The sequence below is a fragment of the Pseudoalteromonas sp. SG41-1 genome, assembly GCF_014164575.1.
Lineage (GTDB): Bacteria > Pseudomonadota > Gammaproteobacteria > Enterobacterales > Alteromonadaceae > Pseudoalteromonas > Pseudoalteromonas rhizosphaerae.
This window is the reverse complement of record NZ_JACJFL010000028.1, coordinates 12,699-31,960: the sequence shown is the minus strand read 5'-3', so window position 1 is coordinate 31,960 and position 19,262 is coordinate 12,699. Positions and strand designations below refer to the sequence as shown.

The following is a 19,262-nucleotide window of genomic DNA, read 5'->3' as shown; positions in this document are numbered from 1 at the left end:
AAAGGTAGGTTAATATTTATTTTTATAATAAAAAGGGCTGAAAAAATCAGCCCTTTATAAAAAAAAGTACAGAATTAAGTATTATTTTTTGCTCATGAAATCAATAGCTGCGCTTATTTCATCATCTGAGCAGTCCATGCATGTACCGCGTGGTGGCATTGCGTTAAAGCCATTAATTGCATGGTTTAATAGAGTGTCTGCGCCTTTAGCTAAGCGTGGAGCCCAGTCATCTGCTGATTTTGGTGCACCAAGTGCGCCAGTACCATGACATGCAAAGCACGCCGCTTGGTAAACTTGTTCACCGGTACGAGGACCTGTTGGCACTTCAGCAACTGCTGCTTTATCGCCTTCAAAGTAAACGGCACCTATAGGCGCGATACGTTTTTTGATCGCATCTTCAGTCATAGAGTTATCATATGGCTGTGCGTATGCGGTGGTTGCTAGCAATAATAATGCTGCTGATAGTTTTTTCATTTTGCCTTGCTCACTTCGATTTGAACGTGATCAATCACGATAGATGACGGAATTTAGAACGATTATAACGCTAAGCCGCAATTTATAAAACGCTACGATGTATTTTTCTTATGAAAAAACACTATTTTTTGCGTCAGCGCAACAAAGCACCTACTTTAGAATGACTGATTTGCGGTTTTTGTAGCACCTAATTAGCTCATTTTCAAAAGCGCAGCGACTAGTTTTTCAATACCTGCATCAGCATCTAAAATTGACTGCGCTAACATATAAGCTGGAGTGCTTACGAGTTTATGTTGCTCATCAATTACGATATCATCTACGGCACAATCAATGTGTTGAGCGCCTAAACTTTGTAGTGCGTTAGCAGTATCAACATCATTACCAATAGTGGTTTTTACGCCAGCACTGTAGATCAATGGGATCATTGCTGGAGCAATGCACATATAGCCTGCTGGTTTTTTGGCATTCGCAAATGCTTTAGCAGCACGGAGCATTTCAGGGTTTAATTGTGCTTGCGCACCATTGATCGCAAAATCACACAGGTTTTTAGCTGCGCCAAATCCACCAGGCACAATCAAAGCATCAAAGTCATTAGCATCTAACAGTGTTAACGCTTTGATATCGCCACGGGCAATGCGTGCCGCTTCGACTAATACGTTCCGGTTAGGGGTCATTTGTTCCCCATTCAGGTGATTGATCGTGTGCAATTGCTCAATATCAGGGGCAAAACACTGGTAGCTTGCTCCGGCTTTGGCAATATGTAATAACGTTAATACGGCTTCGTTGATTTCTGCACCGTCATAAACTCCACAACCTGCTAAAATTACAGCTATTTTTTTCATATACTATGCCCTTATTTATTATTCATAAAGTCAGTTTAGCATGACTTTTGCTGACTGTTATGGCCTTATTAAGATCATTTTGTGATCATCAATAATGATGAGTTAAAGATTATTTTTATTCGATCAATCCACTCGAGGCAGAGCAAAAACGCGCTATATGCTTTTTTTAAAGTTGGCTAATAGGAAAAAATTATAAAGGATCGCTATGATCTTTGATCCATTGTGGTAGAATGCTCGTCCGGTTATTTATAAGGAATGAATTAACCGTTTTTTAGTTGTAAAAAGCCACAATCAAGCAAAGCAATAAAATGTTTTTCCACATTGTGATAAAAATAATAAAAAAAGAACCTCGTATTATCTTTTTAAAACAAAACATACACTTAACTTGTTTCTAAGTAGTTTTAAATTACTTTGGAGGAATAGCTTGTGGGTGTTATCTACATAGTTATCCACAACTTACTCTTATTTAACGGTTTAAACAAAGCTTAATTCACAGTCGTTTTATGCGTGCCCTTATGGCATGCTTACAGATATTTCGTTTTCTCTCATTTAGGATCCAATTACATCATGGCTCAGATCCCTGAAAATCCACTTATTTTAGTCGATGGCTCTTCCTACTTATTCCGTGCATATCATTCACCACCGCATTTAACTAACTCAAAAGGTGAAGCAACAGGCGCTATTTACGGCGTTGTTAACATGATGAAAAGCCTGATCAAACAGTATGATCCAAGCCATATGGTGGTGGTTTTTGATGCTAAAGGTAAAACTTTCCGTAATGATATGTACAGTGAGTACAAAGCCAACCGCCCGCCAATGCCCGATGATTTGCGTACGCAAATAGCGCCACTGCACGATATTATTAGGGCGATGGGTTTTCCGCTTATTAGTATTGAGGGTGTTGAAGCTGATGACGTGATTGGTACATTCGCCCGTATTGCTTCAGAGCAGCAGCGCCATGTATTGATCTCAACCGGTGATAAAGACATGGCTCAGTTAGTGAATGAGCATGTCACTTTGATCAATACCATGACCGACAGTATTTCTGATCCAGACACTGTGGTTGAAAAATTTGGCGTTGGTCCTGAACTGATCATCGATTACTTAGCTTTGATGGGCGATAAAGTAGATAATATCCCAGGTGTCGATGGATGCGGCCCTAAAACGGCGGTTAAGTGGTTACAAAAATACGGATCATTACAAGGTGTGCTTGATCATGCCGGTGAGATCAAAGGTAAGATCGGCGAAAAGCTTGCCGCCGCAGTCGATCATTTACCGCTAAGTTATGAACTGGCTACCATTAAATGCGATGTTGAAGTTGAATCAGACTTAGATACCTTTAAATTGCAAGAGCCAAATCGCGATGAACTGATTGCCTTGTATGGCGAGTGTGAGTTCCGTCGCTGGTTAGCTGAGTTATTAGATAATCCAAAAGATGCAGACACTCACTTGGCTGTCCCTAGTGAAGCGAATGAATTACCGCAAGTGGCTGATGCTCATTATGAAACAATCCTGACAACAGAGCAATTAGATACTTTAGTCGAGCAATTAAATGCCGCTGAACTATTTGCCTTTGATACTGAAACAACCAGCCTTGATTACATGCAAGCTAAACTTGTCGGGATGAGCTTTGCTGTTAAAGCTGGCGAAGCCGTGTATTTACCGGTTGCCCATGATTATCCTGGTGCGCCTGAACAGTTAAGTTTAGAGACGGTGATGGCGAAGATCGGGCCAATTTTAGCTGATGAAAACAAAGCTAAAGTTGGTCAAAATTTAAAATATGATAAGAGTGTATTGGCTAATGCCGGTTTTGAGCTAAAGGGTATTAAATTCGATACTATGCTTGAATCTTACGTATTTAATAGTGTTGGTACTCGCCATGATATGGACTCGTTGGCGCTAAAATATTTAGGCCATAAAAATATCAGTTTTGAAGACATTGCTGGTAAAGGTAAAAAGCAGCTGACATTTAATCAAATCGAACTTGATAAAGCTGCACCTTATGCCGCAGAAGATGCGGATATTACGCTTCGTTTACACCAAGTATTATGGCCGAAACTTGCAGCCGATGAAAAGCTTAAATCGGTATTTGAAGATATAGAGATGCCGCTTGTCAGCGTTATTTCAGATATTGAGCGTACCGGTGTTGCGATTGATAGCAAAATGCTTGCCGCGCACAGCCAGCGTTTGGGTGAGCGTTTAATTGAGCTGGAAAAAGAAGCGCATGAGATTGCTGGTGAACCATTTAACTTAAGCTCACCAAAGCAATTGCAAGTATTGTTGTTTGAAAAACTTGAACTGCCAGTTATTAAAAAAACGCCAAAAGGCGCACCTTCTACAGCTGAAGAAGTACTACAAGAGTTGGCTCACGATTACCCGCTGCCTAAAGTTATTATTGAGCACCGAGGTTTATCTAAGCTTAAATCAACCTACACTGATAAATTACCACTGATAGTGAATGAGCAAACGAAGCGTGTGCATACTTCTTACCATCAAGCGGTAACGGCAACTGGCCGATTAAGTTCAAGCGATCCTAATCTGCAAAATATTCCTATTCGTTCAGAAGAAGGACGCCGTATTCGTGAGGCTTTTATTGCTGCAGATGGCTATAGAATAGTGGCTGCCGATTACAGCCAAATCGAACTACGTATCATGGCGCACTTATCGCAAGATAAAGGCTTGTTAAATGCGTTTGCCAATGGTCTTGATGTACACAGTGCAACTGCTGCGGAAGTGTTTGGTGTTGAGTTAGAAGATGTAACCACGGATATGCGCCGTAAAGCTAAAGCGGTTAACTTTGGTTTAATTTATGGGATGTCAGCATTTGGTTTAGCACGTCAACTTGATGTACCGCGCCATGAAGCGCAACATTACATTGATAAGTATTTTGAACGTTTCCCTTGTGTGCTTGAGTACATGGAATCAACCCGTGAGAAAGCTGCCGAAAATGGCTATGTTGAAACTATTTTTGGTCGGCGCTTACATTTACCAGAGATCAACGCCCGTAATGGCGCGCGCCGTAAAGGAGCCGAACGTGCTGCGATTAATGCACCAATGCAAGGCACCGCTGCTGATATCATCAAAAAAGCCATGCTAACAGTCAACAAATGGGTGTATGAACAAGCACCGAATACGGTTAAATTACTGATGCAAGTACACGATGAATTGGTATTTGAAATCAAAACTGAGTGTGTTGAGCAATACACCGCAGAAATTTGCCAGTTAATGTCTGATGCTGCGAAATTAGATGTGCCATTAGTGGTTGAAGCTGATAGCGGAGATAATTGGCAACAAGCCCATTAATCACTGAGCTTTTTAAATCATATAAGCGCGGCTGCATTGAGTGAAGCCGCGCTTTTTTATGTCTGTGAATAGGGTAGTCAGTTTTTTAAAAGGTGGCCATTCGGCTACTTTCTTAACGCCATAGTAGGTCACTCATTTAATGCAATGGATATAACACTAAAAACCGTCGCTTTTGATTTGTGGTTAAATGCTCATCAAGTAGCTGGGTAATTTTTTGCTCTGCTTGTTGTGGCTCATAGTGTTGTTTTAACTGTTTAATTTGTTGTTTGAGTTGCTCACTCAATGTTTGCCATTGCTGGCGCTGCTGCTCTAGAGCGATTAACCTTGTTGCCGCAGCATCGCCAAATTCCGCTGCCAGTTGATTGTAGTCTTGTTGTTGCAGGGCATCTTTTAGCTCAGTGTTTAAAGCTTTTAGATCGTTACTAGGTTTAAGTGCCTGGGTAATACGCTCAGGTTGCTCGCCCTCTAAATTAGATAACAATTGTTGCTTTAATTCATCACTAATATGGTTGTTCTGATTAATTTCAAGCTTGGCAATTGTATAGTGCTGCCACTCATTATCATCGTTAAATAAAAGAGTGATTTCAGCTGCATTGAAGTAGCGTTGTTGAAAAGCGATCATTGCAATTAATTGTTCGCTTAGCGGCAAATGAGCGAGTTGTTGCTGCAGCTCTGCCAGCGCTATTTTAAAGCTGAGGTAGCGATTAAATAGCTCACTATTGATTTCGCATGCAGCTAACTTTTCGCACTGTTTTAGAGCCTGCGAAGCACTAAACTCACCGGACTCTTGGCTAGCTAAAATAACGTGTTCAAAAATGCTATCGATTGCCATCGGTTGATCGACATGTGGTGGCGTTGCACTTGTAAGCTTATCGTCGCTGAGTAAAAAAATCATAGCTGTGCTAGTGATAGATATCACTAACACTAAAATGAGCAACTGCTTCATTGTTTATAAGCCTAATTTTTTCAAGCGATTAGCATGTTGACGGTAGACTGTCAGTGGATCGGTTGCAAATAAATGATGAAAGCCAATCAGTTGATTCACTTCATCAAGGTGATTCATGCGGTAATTATCTTTTAATACATAACCTAAATGGCTACTACAACGAGAGACTAAGCCATCGTCATCGCCTGGGATCAGTATTGCAGTGATCGCCAGTGCTGCATCTGATGGGTCAAATATATTTGTTAAAGTTCGAGTACCACTCCAAGAAAAGTAATATACGCCATTACTGGCATACATAGGTCCTTGCTGGCATTGCTCAGCAGGTAGGCCTTCTGGATATTTTTGATTAAAGGCCAGGGCGCCCTCAGTGGTTAAGCTCTCCAGTGCACCAAGCGCATCTTGTGGTAACTGACTATTGCCAGAGAGTAATGCGATTAACCCGCCAAATGCATCAAAGGCTGTTTTAGCTATACCTTCTAGCTTAGATCCAGGAGTCAGTCCTTGGCGCACCACATCAGCAACAGGGCTACCAAAATTAACACCGCCAACACTGGTCGCTGAGGCAACTAAGTCGGGGCGTAGTGAGGCAACATAGCGAATACTTTGCGCACCTTGACTATGACCAATGAGATTTACTTTTGTTGTACCAGTTAGCGCAATAATCTGTTCAACTTGCTGTAGTAACTGCTCGCCTCGTTGTTCAGAATTATTCAGCGAGGATACGGCCGTGACGAAAACCTGTGCGCCATCACGACTGAGGCTTGCTGGTACCCGATAAAAATAATCGACACCTAATACATCGTCAAAACCCATCAAGCCATGTGCTAATACAATTGGGTATTTAGTTTGGGTATAGCCTGCATTAGCGCTATTACTGAAGATAAATAGCAGGCAGCATAAGTATAGAGTGGTTATTTTTTTCATGATCAGTGCTCTTTTATTGTGTGTGTTTGATCACGCTTTGAACTGCTGTTTACAGACAAAGTGTGTGGAGTTTTTGTTCTAATTAGTTAATAGAGCAAATTTTGAGCTGAAATTCAATGTTAATATTAAGTTAAATTAACATGCAATTTGTAGTATTAGTTATATGTTTATCAATTCGACTAGTTAGTACCTGTATTTAGTTTATTTATCATGGTTAGTTTGGTAAAGTCCGCGTCGTCCTCATCCTGTAGGACATCCTGTTGATGATGCACTCGAAAGGGTGCTCGTATTGATAGCTTCTCCCCAGTTTGCTATACCGGCCCAGCATTAATTTGTTGGGTCGTTTTTTTGTCTCTGTTATTTATTATGCTATTGATTGCACTTCATAGAACAAGTGATACCATTGAATCTCATTTTCATTTTGAAAGGAATGCGTGATGGTTAAATCAATTGCGATATTAGGTCTTTCGTTATCAAGCCTATTAGTCTCTGGTGTTGCCTGTGCTGATTGGCAGGTTAACAATGATCAAAGCAAAGTAAGTTTTGTGTCTATTAAGTCAAATAGTATTGCTGAAGTGCATCACTTCAAAAATGTGTCAGGTAGTTTAGCTGAAGATGGCTCTTTCTCAGTTGATATTGATCTGAGCTCAGTTGAAACGATGATCCCTATCCGTAATGAACGCATGACCAAGTTGTTATTTGAAACAGCGAAGTTTCCAACCGCAACCATAACAGCTAATTTAAGCACGCAATTAAAAGCGCTTAAGCCTGGCCAACATGTATTTAAAGGTATTAGTGCTGAACTTGATTTTCATGGTGCTAAGAAAGAGATTACACTGGATGTTATAGCCAACTTGTCATCGCAAGGGGATATCAGCGTTTCATCAATGAGCCCAATTATCATTAATGGCGCAGACTTTGCTGTCATTGATGGCATTATGCAATTGCAAAAGTTAGCAGGTTTACCATCGATAGCAACGGCAGTACCTGTTAGTTTTTCATTAACGATGAACAAGCTTAAATAATGCACTCTTTGAATGAGCTTGCCACTGCACTTGAGCAGCCAAGCAAGCCATTTTCTCAATGGCAGCCGCAGCATTGTGGCGAGCTGCCAATTATCATCAATCAGCAAGGTGAGTGGTTATACGGTGGCAGTAAAATTACTCGTATCGCTATGGTTAAGCTGTTTGCCTCAGTTCTTTGCAAAGAGCAGGATACTTTTTACTTAAAAACACCAATCGAAAAAATAGCTATTACTGTCCATGATGCTCCCTTTATAATCGTAAATTGGCGCTTTGAAATGACAGAGCAAGGGCAAGTGTTATGTTGTGTGGATAATTTACAGCGAACTTGGCTAGTAACCTGCGAACAACCTTTAGTAGTACAAGATTATCAGGGCAATGATGTGCCGTATTTACAGTTACCGTATGGCTGTAGTGCTCGGGTATCAAGAAGTGTGTTTTATCAGTGGGCAGAAATAGCACAAGCTGATAAGCAAGGCTATTTCATTCAATCTGCGGGTCAGCGTTTTTACTTAAACGTGTGATTAAGCATCTGATTCAGGCGTTTGTTCAACATCAGTAGGTGGTATTGCAACAATTGGCCCTAGGAACCATTCATCTAACTTCTTAGCAACTTCAGGTAATCCTGTGCCTTTTAAAGATGAAAACGCGTGAACGGTAATATCACCTTCTAAGCTGCTTAACTCGCGACGAACTTGCAGCACCTGTGCTTTACGTGCACCTTGCTTTAGTTTGTCGGCTTTAGTTAATAGTGCCAATACTGGAATTTCACTACCAATTGCCCAATTAATTAAATCGCGGTCTAAATCTTTAAGAGGATGACGAATATCCATTAAGATCACGATACCTTTTAAACTTTGACGTTTTTGCAGGTATTCACCTAATGACTTTTGCCATTTCTTTTTCATTTCGATCGGTACCTTAGCAAAACCATAGCCAGGTAAATCGATTAGACGCATATCATCAACATCGGCTAATTCAAATGTGTTGATCAGTTGCGTACGGCCAGGGGTTTTACTAGTACGTGCCAGCTTTTGGTCAGTTAATGCATTTAGGGCGCTAGACTTACCGGCGTTGGAGCGGCCAGCAAAGGCAACTTCAATTCCCGTATCAGCAGGCAATTTAGTGATATCTGGAGCGCTGGTAACGAACGATGCAGTGTTATATTTGATACGAGATTTGAGCACAGGCTCTCCTAGAAACTTAATTAAGTATTACAGCGAGTAAACTTTACTTAATTAAAGTTCACTTAAGGGGCGCATTTTATACTATTACTACACTATTAAAAAGCGCATTTGGACTAAGATAACAGCCTAAAATCAACTAAAATGATATGGTCAAAGCTTAATCTAGGTCAAAACCCTATAATTTATAAGTTTAATATGAGTAGAAAACGTGCCAGAGAATTTATTATCGTGTAGAATATATAAATCACAACATCCATATTGTAGATGATACAGGGTCGGAAACAGAGAATTCACCATGAAAAAAATAGCACTATCTTTAACTATATTGCTTGGTGCGTTGTCAGCAAGCAACGCAACAGCATTTGATGGCGATGTAAACGCAGGTAAAGAAAAATCAGCAACGTGTGCGGCTTGTCACGGCCCAGACGGTAATGCGCCGGTTAATATCTACCCAAAACTTGCAGGCCAACACGCGGATTATATTTATAAGCAACTTACTGAATTGAAGTTAGGTATGACTTCAGGCGGTAAAGAGGGTCGTATGGATCCAGTCATGAGCGCGATGGCAATGCCATTGAACGATCAAGACATGAAAGATTTGGCTGCTTATTTTTCGTCACTTAACATGTCTGAAGGTGAGACACCTAAAGATATCGTTGACGTTGGCGCCATGCTTTATAAAGCAGGTGACGCAGAACGTGGTATTCCAGCATGCGCAGCATGTCATGGTCCACGTGGTAATGGCTCATCATTAGCTAAGTTTCCAAAAATTTCTTTTCAACATCCAGAATACATCAAGTCACAGCTTGAGAAATTCCGTGATGGTGTGCGTCATAATGATTTAAATGGCATGATGCAAGATATTGCCAAAAAGCTAACTGACAAAGATATCGAAGTGCTTTCTAAGTACTTAGGTGGACTACACTAAAGTAGTATAGATTAATTTTATTATTAATCCTAAAATCTATAGTGGTTACAAAAAGCAGCTCAGGCTGCTTTTTTTGTATTTTTTGTTTTGTCGATATTACCTCTTTCCTTGTAAGACATTGACCATATCCTGCTGTAAGCCAAATCCTATTTTTATTTTTGTTTTTATTATAACTCATTGTAATTTAATGTTTTGGTTATGTTGCAATTTGTATTGCGTAAGAAAAATTATATAAATTAGTTGTAACAAAATTATTAATGCGTAAATTAACCCCTGTCGCTGAAACAATAAGAACAAAATGGACTAAACTACACGGAAAGTAGTGTGACGTGATTATCGGGGATAAGACATCGGTTGATGTCACCGAAGGAATATTAAAAAAGAGTCAATGAAGACCGAGAATAATAAAATCTCACGGAAGTTTAAAATAAAAACAAAATGGAATGTTACACGGAAGGTAAAAATAATAACAACATGGAACAACAAAAATAATAACAATAATAAAGACTAAAAAGTCGAAGGGAGAAGTGTCCAGTTAAATGGCGCTCAGATTAGCAGGCGGTAGAGATGTTTTCTCTACCGCCTTTTTATTTGTCCTGTTACAATAGCCATTGTTTATACTTAAATGTATAGAAAGTGCGCAAGTAGTCGAGTTACCCAACCTCAATCCGCACAAACCGAATTCTTCTGGCAAGGCCAGCATCGCAACGCTAAAATGCGCGTTGCTCAAAACCTCTTAAGTGAGATGATCAAGATATGAGTAGAACTAAAAAGTCACGTAAAATCCCGTCTAACGGTCCTGTTCGTTTAAGCAAAGATAAGCTTAAAGAAATGCGTGCATTGAAAGAACAACGCGTTAAAAAGACCAAAGGTGCAAAGCCAGGTTCACGTAATTCGATAGACGCTTTACAGCCTGAGAGTAATAGTAATCAGCAACATAAAGATAAACGTGTTGGTAGTAAAAAACCAATCCCTTTAATTGCCGTTGCAGCTGAACCAGTTATTGAGCTTAAACGTAACTTGAAGCCACAAGTTGAACTGAAAAAAGTAGTTCAGCCTGAACTTTCACCAGAGCAAGAATTAGAAGCGCTAGAAAATGATGAGCGCTTATTGAAGCTGGTTGAGTTACATGAAAGTGGCCAGTTATTAACAGGTAAAGATGCTAAATACTTCAACAGCCGTATTGCACGTCATCAAGTGTTATGTGAATTGCTTGGTATTGAAGACGAAGCTGACGATTTTGATGATGAAGAGTTTAGCGAAGAAGCTAATAGTGACTTTGATCATTACTTGTCGAATGATTTAGCCAATGAATGGTTAGATGACGAGGACGATAAATAATGAACATAATGATCTTGGCTCTGAGTGTTGGCGCTGTGATCATTGCGGGGCTGGCATTTTATGCTGGCCAATTACTGTATAAACTCAGTGCGCAAAAAAAACTGATCGCGAAAGAGCAGGTAAAGCAGCAAGCTAAGTTAGCTAAGTCACGCTTAGAGCGAAATGCCAAGCTCGCAGACAGCATTCATTTAATCGCCCGTGCTATGCACCAAGAGCAATGTGAGTTCTCAGAAGGGAGTTTGCGTATTTGGGTGCTAATGTCGCAATACAGCTTTACGGATGACGAAGACCTTCCAGGGCGTTATCCAGGCATATTTGCGATGTATGAAGTGGTAAAAGAAATGCCAACTCATGACGCTCGTAAAAAATATTCGAAAAAAGAAATATTTAAACAAGACAGCGCTCGCTGGCGTGCTGAAGAAACTCATGCAGAGCAAATTAAAGCTGACTGTGAGAAAATCATTGAAGAGTTTAAAGCAGCCCCTGGTAGCGAAAACGTGGTGTTTAACTAATTTTATAGTATCAATAAAAAAGCAGACCTCGGTCTGCTTTTTTTATGCTTGTGCACTCAGATTAAATTACCCGAGAGAACCGAGTCGCGTTAATCTGTTTTTGTAAATGAGCATCAAAACACATACAAATGATACGAATAAACAAATTGCCGCGTGCTGTGACGGTTATTAAGTCTGCATTGATAGTTACCATGCCATCTGCTATTAGCGGCTCAAGAGCTTGCAGTGAGCTGGCAAAGTAATCTTTAAAGTCGAGTTGATAGCTATTAGCAATACTTTGCATATTCAGTTCAAAGTGGCAAATAAGCTGTTTTATCACATCAGCGCGAATAACGTCATCATTATCAAGTTTCATACCTTTGCTGATAGCACTGCCAAGCTGATTATCAATCGCGTGATAGTAATGCTTTAACTCTTTTTGATTTTGCAAAATAGCAGTGCCAATTTGTGAAATTGATGACACCCCTAAACCCAGTAAATCACAGTCACCATGAGTGGTGTAGCCTTGAAAATTACGATGTAATTGCTGACTATTTTGTGCAATAGCTAACTCATTACTGGTTTTTGCAAAGTGATCCATACCAATAAACTGATAACCTGCGTTACTCATTTGTTCTAAGGTATTCTTAAACATGGTGAGCTTATCGTGAGCGCTAGGTAAATCTGCATCCTTAATTTTTCGCTGAGCGGCAAAGCGATCCGGTAAGTGCGCGTAATTAAATACCGATACACGATCAGGACTAAGGGCAATTAATTGCTCAATAGTCTCTTTAAAGCTCTCAGGGGTTTGCAGTGGTAAGCCATAAATCATATCTGCATTGATTGATTTGAAGCCGAGTTCACGCGCTTCACCAATCAAACTTTTTACTGCATCAGCACTTTGTGGACGGTTAACGGCAAGCTGTACATCATCATTAAAGTCTTGAATGCCAAATGATACACGGTTAAAGCCAAGGCTACGCAAGTGGCTGAGCATGTCAGTTGCCAGTGAGCGAGGGTCTATTTCAATGCCACGCTCCGCATCGGGAGCAAACTTAAAGTGCAGCTCAAGTAGCGCGATTAAACGGCTCATTTGGCTGGTTGTTAAAAAAGTGGGCGTGCCACCGCCTAAATGCAGTTGCTGTACTTGATAGCTATCAAATAGCAGCGCTTGAGCGATGATTTCTTTTTCAAGATAATCTAGGTATAAGTCAGCTTTTGATTGATGGCGGGTTATTACTTTATTACAGCCACAGTAATAGCAAAGCTGACTGCAAAACGGAATGTGGATATATAAAGATAAGCTGCGACTGTTTGATGAGTTAATTGCACTGATCAAGTCTTGTTGTTGATAGCCATCATTAAACGACAATGCTGTGGGGTAGGAGGTGTATCTTGGTCCAGACACATTGTACTTATTTATTAAGCTTTGATCCCATTTGGGTAAATTAATCATCACGCGCACCTTTTATATCATTTTCGTTAGTATAAAAAGGATGCGTCGAGGGAATATTGATCTACAACAAAAAAGAGTGCCGAAGCACTCTTTTGCTTATCAATATTGGCTTACTTAAGCTTAAACTGATTAACGGTTTTATTTAGTAAGCTGGCAAGCTCGTTAAGGTCTCTGGCTTCATCAGCAAGCTCAAGGGCATGATCTGCAGTGCTGTTCACTAAGTGATTAATTGCCGCTAAACTATTATTTATATCTTCGGCAACCACCGTTTGTTGCTCGGTTGAGGTGGCAATGTGATGACTTTGATCTTGTACTTTAGTCACTGAGTCAGCAATGTTTTGCAATGCATCTAGTACTTCTTGAGTTTGTGTAACCGAGCTTTGCGCGCGCTCTTGTCCTTGTTGCATCATAGTTGAAGCTTGCTGTGCAATTTGCTGTAAGCGTGAGATCATGTTGCGAATATCATCAGTTGACTCTTGTGTGCGACTGGCCAACGAGCGAACTTCATCGGCAACGACCGCAAAGCCACGGCCTTGCTCACCAGCACGGGCGGCTTCAATTGCAGCGTTCAGCGCCAGCAAATTGGTTTGCTCTGCAATGGAATTGATCACATCAACTACGGCGCCGATGTTACCACTTTCTTGCTCTAGGCCTGCGACCACTTTAGCAGCTTCGCCAATATGGTCAGCTAAGGCGGTCATCACGCTTTGTGCATTTTGCGAGCGAGTGGCGCCATCTGCGGTGATTTGTTGGACTTCCTCAGCTGCATTGTTGGTGTGTTGTGCATTACGCGAGATCTCCATAACCGTGGTCGCCATTTCGGTTACTGCAGCGCTAACACTATCAACCTGCTGTTTTTCTTGTTGAATTTCGTCATTAGTTTGTTGCGAAACCGATTTTAATTGTGCCGCCGCATCGGTAAGTTGTTCAGCCTGTGCTGCGGTATTAAGCATCATAACGTGCAACTTATCAATAAAGGTATTCATATGATGAGCTAACTGGCCAACTTCATCTTTGCTATCAATAGTAATTTTTTGGGTTAAATCGCCATCCCCAGAAGCAATATCGCGCATGATATGGGTCAAGGTGATGATCGGCTGTGAGATCATTTTTGTAGCCCACAAAATCATTGCCATGATGATTAATAAAATAATAATGACCGAGCTGGTGGTGGTCATGACCGCGTCATTTACTGGCTCATCAATCATAGTGCGTGGCACTAAAATACCCACGTACCAGTTTAGATAAGGATGCTCTAATTGTAAGCGGTTATAAACCACAAAGTACTCTTGTCCTTGTAAGGTTACCTTGGCATCACCAGCGACGTTATTTTTCATTTGCTGGTTGAGCGAACTGAAGCCTTGCGTGTCGCTAAATTGTTTTTCAAGTACTTCTAACCCCTCTTTACCGTTAGGACCTTCATCGGTGATTGAAAGTTTATGGTTGGTACGTTTTGATAAATGCACCACTTTTTGGTCGCCATCGAGTAAAAAGCCAAAACCTTGACCGTTAAAACGAATATCTTCGACCATTTTATTGATTTTATTCAGTTGTAAATCGACGCCACCAAAACCAATTAGTTCGCGTTGCTTATTATAAACAGGCTGTTGCACAACCGCAGAGGCATTACCTGTGGTTAAATCAACTGAAATGGGCCCGACATATAAACGGTTAATTTTTAATGCATCTTGCCACCAACCACGTTTATAAGCGTAATACGGCTGGCCATTATAGTGGGTAGTACGTTCATGCTCTTTAAAATATTCACCGGTTTTGGCGGAGGCAAAAAATGCCGAGAGAATATTTTCATCATTGCCACTAATGCGTATAAAGTCTTGATTTACTTCTTCGTAGCCTGGCGCGCCTTGGAGTGTTTGGTCGCGTTTATCCCATGCGTCAAACCAGTTAACGAGATGAGGATTATTCACAAAAGTTTCTACAACTTTGCCATATTGAGCAAAATAGCTCTGCATTGACAGCTGTTCGCTTTGTAAGTAGCTGTATGCTTCACGTTCAATACTTTGACGAGACAAGGCGGCGATATGGTTCACAAAGTAAGCCGAGGCAATAAGTAACAGCACACTGATAGTGCCACCAATTAATAACAGGATTTTTTTTCGTAATGATAGATTTCGTAACATAAGTGCACACATTCTTATTATTTAGTAGAGTAAGCACTCTTATCTAATCATATCTTTATCTTAATCGCTATTGTGTGCGATGAGAGAAGTGAACAAATTTCTATTTAATTGTAAGGGTGATGTTACGTGGCGGGTAAAAATAAAGACCAATTAATAGTATTGGGCGCAGGTTGGTTGGGTCAGCCATTGTGCTTACAACAGCTCGCAAAAGGTTGGGATGTTCAAGGCACCCATCGCAGCGCAGAGCATCAACATGCTTTTCAGCGCCAGTTAGTATTTGCAGATCAGCAATTAGCTCATCAACTAGATTTACATAATGCGTGGTGGGTGTGTGCTATACCACCACGTAGTCGCCACGCTGATAGCCATTATTTAGCCACGTTAAAATTAGCCATTGAACTGGCAGGCACCATGAATGCAAAAGGCTTTTTGTTGTGTTCATCAACGGCTGTGTATGCTCAAGATAATCTAACCTATACAGAGCAAAGTGAGATTAAAGTAAGCACTGCACGCCAACAGCCATTAATTGATGCTGAGCAACTGGTATTAAATGCGGGTGGAAAAGTACTTAGACTCGGTGGTTTAATTGGGCCAGAGCGAGAGCCTGGGCGTTTTGTGGCAGGCAAAGAACTACAAAGTTCGAGCAACCAAACCGTTAATATGGTGCAGCAACAAGATGTTATTAATGCGATTGTTACTGTGTTGGAGAATTGGCAAGTTGCAGCGTCAATTTACAATGTAGTCAACCCAGCTCATCCAACCAAAGCAGATTACTATCAGCAAAAATGCCAGCAATACGGAACAACCCCCCCTACATTTACGAGTGACGAAAGCGCCGAACGCATCATTGATGGTTCGGCTATTGAATCACTTGGTTTTAACTATCAGTTTGCTATTTAAAACGACGGTAATACGCCTTTAGGTAATAAATTACACAACTCACCTTGCTGTAATAATAAATTAGCTGCTTCGATATCTGGGCCAAAATAACGGTCTTTATCGTAGTAGCTCACTTTTGTGCGCAGTGTTGCTTTAGCTTGTTCAACTTTGGCTGATGCCTGCAATGGCTTTCTAAATTCTAACCCTTGCGCAGATGCCAACCATTCAATTGCCAGTACGCCTTGCGTGTTATCAGCCATTTCTTGCAGACGACGTGCTGCAAAAGTTGCCATAGAAACATGATCTTCTTGGTTAGCTGAAGTTGGTAAGCTATCCACAGAAGCAGGATGCGCCAATGATTTATTTTCAGACGCTAATGCTGCTGCGGTTACTTGTGCAATCATAAAGCCTGAATTAACGCCGCCGTTTTCAACTAAGAAAGGTGGCAACTTTGATAAGTTTGAATCAATGAGTAACGCAATACGACGCTCAGCTAGTGCACCAATTTCGGCAATCGCTAATGCTAAATTGTCGGCTGCCATAGCCACAGGCTCGGCGTGGAAGTTACCTCCCGAAATAATATCGCCTACATCAGCAAATACTAATGGGTTGTCGGTTACACCATTAGATTCACACAACAACACTTCGGCTGCTTGGCGAATTTGCGTTAAACACGCACCAAGTACTTGTGGCTGACAGCGTAGGCAATACGGGTCTTGTACTTTTTCACAATCCACATGAGCTTCGCTGATCTGTGAATGTTCACCGAGCATATCGCGAAACATTGCCGCGGTATCGATTTGACCAAGTTGGCCACGAATTTCATGAATACGTGCATCAAATGGCGAGCGACTTCCCATTGCTGCTTCAATACTAATTGAGCCAATCGCGCAGCTTTGTGCATATAAATCCTCAGCCCGAAATAGCCCTTGAAGCGCAAATGCGGTAGAGGCTTGAGTGCCATTTAACAAAGCCAAGCCTTCTTTAGCAGCCAGTGTTAATGGCTCAAGACCGGCTATTTTAAGACCGTCAGCAGCGCTAATGAGTTTACCTTGATAGCGCATTTCGCCTTCGCCGAGCAGTGGTAAACACATATGTGAAAGTGGCGCTAAATCGCCAGATGCACCTACCGAGCCTTTTTTTGGCACGCATGGATAGACTTGTGCAGCAAGTAACTGCATAAAGAATTCGATCACTTTTAGGCGAATGCCAGAAAAGCCACGTGATAATGAATTAATTTTCAATACCATCATTAATCGTACTGTGCTGTCATCCATATAAGCACCGATGCCCGCAGCATGGGAAAGTACAATGGATCGCTGGAGTAACTCTAATTCATGTTCAGCAATTTTAGTATTGGCGAGTAAGCCAAAACCGGTATTAATGCCATAAACCGTTCTGTGTTGATCAATCACGTCTTGCACGGTTTGTGCACTGGCTGCTATTTTTATCTCGCTATCTTTGGCGAGCGTTAACGTCACTGGTGATAAATTAATTTGGCGCAGTGTTGCTAAATCGAGCTTTCCAGGTGTTAGGGTGAGTTTAAACATGATTATTCCTTATTTAACATTGGCAGGTCGAGGCCTTGCTCGGTCGCACAATTAATTGCAATATCGTAACCTGCATCCGCGTGGCGCATAACGCCCGTTGCAGGATCATTCCATAATACGCGGCCAACCCGCGCAGCTGCTTCGTCGGTGCCATCAGCAACAATGACTACGCCAGAATGTTGGCTAAAGCCCATACCTACACCACCACCATGATGAAGTGACACCCATGTTGCACCTCCTGCGGTATTCAGTAATGCATTAAGTAATGGCCAATCTGATACTGCATCTGAGCCGTCTTTCATTGCTTCGGTTTCACGGTTTGGACTCGCAACTGAGCCTGAGTCTAAATGGTCACGGCCGATCACAATCGGTGCTTTAAGCTCACCATTTTTGACCATCTCATTAAACGCCAGCGCTAAACGAGCGCGGTCTTTTAAGCCAACCCAGCAAATACGAGCAGGTAAGCCCTGGAATTGAATACGTTCACGAGCCATATCAAGCCAGTTATGTAAGTGTTTGTCGTCAGGAATAAGCTCTTTCACTTTTGCGTCGGTTTTATAAATATCTTCAGGATCGCCTGATAATGCCACCCAACGGAATGGACCAATTCCTTCGCAAAATAATGGACGAATATAAGCTGGCACAAAACCTGGGAAATCAAAGGCATTTGTTACGCCTTCGTCAAATGCCATTTGACGAATGTTATTGCCGTAGTCAGTTGTTGCAGCACCAGCTTGTTGTAGTGCTAACATTGCGTTGACTTGCACAGCCATCGATTGCTTAGCTGCTTTGACAACCGCTTGTGGATCTTGTTCACGCATTTTAGCCGCGTGTTGCATGCTCCAACCTTGCGGTAAATAGCCATTCAACGGGTCGTGAGCAGAGGTTTGATCGGTCACTACATCGGGAGTAATAGCTCGGTTAACAAGCTCACTAAATACATCAGCGGCATTACCAAGTAAGCCGACTGACAGCGCTTCGCCTTTGCCACACGCCTCGTTGATAAGCTCCAGTGCATGATCTAAATCGGTTGCTTTAACATCCACATAGCGGGTTTTGATCCGAAAATCGATACGCGTTTCATCGCATTCAACTACGAGTGCGCTAAATCCCGCCATGGTTGCCGCAAGTGGCTGCGCGCCGCCCATACCGCCTAAGCCACCGGTTAGCACCCACTTTCCAGCAGCGTCACCATTAAAATGTTGTTTTGCCATCGCTACAAAGGTTTCGTAGGTACCTTGTACTATGCCTTGTGATCCAATGTAGATCCATGATCCCGCAGTCATTTGGCCATACATCATCAAACCAAGTTTATCGAGCTCGTTAAAATGCTCCCAATTAGCCCAGTGAGGTACTAAGTTTGAGTTGGCAATTAATACTCGCGGTGCATTACTGTGAGTTTTAAATACCCCAACAGGTTTGCCTGATTGTACGAGTAGCGTTTCGTCGTCTTCGAGTCTGTCGAGAGTTTCGATGATTTTATCAAAGCAAGGCCAATCACGCGCTGCACGACCAATCCCACCGTACACAACTAAAGCATGTGGATGTTCGGCTACTTCAGGATCTAAATTATTCATTAACATGCGCTTAGCTGCTTCGGTGAGCCAGCTCTTAGCGCTGATTTTATCGCCGTGTGGGGCGCGGATAACGCGAGATTCATCAAGTCTGTTGTTCATAGATTACTCCTGTTGTATATACAAGCTTATTGGTTTCAAAAAATACGCTGTGAAGCGCATCATTTTTGATTTTTATATTCTTTCTAATGTTATTTTTTACAT

Annotated in this window: 16 protein-coding genes; 7 read left to right on the top strand and 9 right to left on the bottom strand. The window is 41.5% G+C overall.

Going from position 1 to position 19,262, the window contains the following annotated elements:
• Positions 1–81 precede the first annotated feature (81 nt).
• Positions 82–474: a cytochrome c5 family protein gene (locus H5203_RS14805; RefSeq protein WP_145238413.1), complete on the bottom strand. Its 393-nt coding sequence runs from the start codon at positions 472–474 to the stop codon at positions 82–84.
• Between the two features lie 191 nt (positions 475–665).
• A complete protein-coding gene (gene elbB, locus H5203_RS14800) occupies positions 666–1,316 on the bottom strand; it encodes an isoprenoid biosynthesis glyoxalase ElbB (protein WP_182735055.1) in 651 nt (216 codons plus the stop codon).
• A gap of 567 nt (positions 1,317–1,883) precedes the next feature.
• Here elbB and polA point away from each other — a divergent pair.
• Positions 1,884–4,619, top strand: a complete 2,736-nt coding sequence (gene polA, locus H5203_RS14795) for a DNA polymerase I (RefSeq protein ID WP_182819914.1) — start codon at positions 1,884–1,886, stop codon at positions 4,617–4,619.
• Between the two features lie 136 nt (positions 4,620–4,755).
• Here polA and H5203_RS14790 read toward each other — a convergent pair whose 3' ends face one another.
• Together H5203_RS14790 and H5203_RS14785 are read right to left on the bottom strand one after the other, a co-directional pair.
• On the bottom strand, positions 4,756–5,565 hold the full coding sequence (locus H5203_RS14790) for a lipase secretion chaperone (RefSeq protein WP_145238422.1): 810 nt from the start codon (positions 5,563–5,565) through the stop codon (positions 4,756–4,758).
• 3 nt (positions 5,566–5,568) lie between these two features.
• On the bottom strand, positions 5,569–6,489 hold the full coding sequence (locus H5203_RS14785; RefSeq protein WP_145238425.1) for a triacylglycerol lipase: 921 nt from the start codon (positions 6,487–6,489) through the stop codon (positions 5,569–5,571).
• 437 nt (positions 6,490–6,926) lie between these two features.
• On the opposite strand from H5203_RS14785, the gene H5203_RS14780 reads away from it, so the two are divergent.
• Positions 6,927–7,514: a YceI family protein gene (locus H5203_RS14780; protein WP_145238428.1), complete on the top strand. Its 588-nt coding sequence runs from the start codon at positions 6,927–6,929 to the stop codon at positions 7,512–7,514.
• Positions 7,514–8,035, top strand: a complete 522-nt coding sequence (locus tag H5203_RS14775; RefSeq protein ID WP_145238431.1) for a DUF1285 domain-containing protein — start codon at positions 7,514–7,516, stop codon at positions 8,033–8,035. The genes H5203_RS14780 and H5203_RS14775 overlap by 1 nt, the downstream gene beginning before the upstream one ends.
• On the opposite strand, the gene yihA is transcribed toward H5203_RS14775, so the two are convergent.
• On the bottom strand, positions 8,036–8,698 hold the full coding sequence (gene yihA / locus H5203_RS14770; RefSeq protein WP_145238434.1) for a ribosome biogenesis GTP-binding protein YihA/YsxC: 663 nt from the start codon (positions 8,696–8,698) through the stop codon (positions 8,036–8,038).
• Between the two features lie 295 nt (positions 8,699–8,993).
• Here yihA and H5203_RS14765 point away from each other — a divergent pair, with 295 nt between their 5' ends.
• The 3 genes from H5203_RS14765 (at position 8,994) to H5203_RS14755 (ending at position 11,479) form a co-directional block, all read left to right on the top strand.
• Entirely contained in the window at positions 8,994–9,626 is a 633-nt protein-coding gene (locus tag H5203_RS14765) for a cytochrome c (protein ID WP_145238437.1), read from the top strand.
• A 756-nt stretch (positions 9,627–10,382) separates the two neighbouring features.
• Positions 10,383–10,967, top strand: coding sequence for a Der GTPase-activating protein YihI (gene yihI, locus H5203_RS14760; protein ID WP_145238440.1), 585 nt, complete (start codon positions 10,383–10,385; stop codon positions 10,965–10,967).
• A complete protein-coding gene (locus tag H5203_RS14755; protein WP_220493612.1) occupies positions 10,967–11,479 on the top strand; it encodes a DUF2489 domain-containing protein in 513 nt (170 codons plus the stop codon). Before yihI ends, H5203_RS14755 begins: the two co-directional genes overlap by 1 nt.
• Before the next feature lie 61 nt (positions 11,480–11,540).
• Here H5203_RS14755 and hemN read toward each other — a convergent pair whose 3' ends face one another.
• Together hemN and H5203_RS14745 are read right to left on the bottom strand one after the other, a co-directional pair.
• Entirely contained in the window at positions 11,541–12,914 is a 1,374-nt protein-coding gene (gene hemN / locus H5203_RS14750) for an oxygen-independent coproporphyrinogen III oxidase (protein WP_145238446.1), read from the bottom strand.
• Between the two features lie 110 nt (positions 12,915–13,024).
• Positions 13,025–15,055 carry a methyl-accepting chemotaxis protein gene (locus tag H5203_RS14745; protein ID WP_145238449.1) on the bottom strand — a complete coding sequence of 677 codons (2,031 nt, stop codon included), beginning with the start codon at positions 15,053–15,055 and terminating at the stop codon, positions 13,025–13,027.
• Positions 15,056–15,181: 126 nt separating this feature from the next.
• Here H5203_RS14745 and H5203_RS14740 point away from each other — a divergent pair, with 126 nt between their 5' ends.
• Entirely contained in the window at positions 15,182–15,955 is a 774-nt protein-coding gene (locus H5203_RS14740; RefSeq protein WP_182735061.1) for an NADP-binding protein, read from the top strand.
• Here the strand turns inward: H5203_RS14740 and hutH are convergent.
• Together hutH and hutU are read right to left on the bottom strand one after the other, a co-directional pair.
• Entirely contained in the window at positions 15,952–17,484 is a 1,533-nt protein-coding gene (gene hutH / locus H5203_RS14735; protein ID WP_145238455.1) for a histidine ammonia-lyase, read from the bottom strand. The two genes, H5203_RS14740 and hutH, sit on opposite strands and share 4 nt — an antisense overlap.
• A gap of 2 nt (positions 17,485–17,486) precedes the next feature.
• The gene (gene hutU, locus H5203_RS14730) at positions 17,487–19,160 is read right to left on the bottom strand and encodes a urocanate hydratase (protein WP_145238458.1); all 1,674 of its coding nucleotides are present in this window, start codon (positions 19,158–19,160) and stop codon (positions 17,487–17,489) included.
• Between the last annotated feature and the right edge of the window lie 102 nt (positions 19,161–19,262).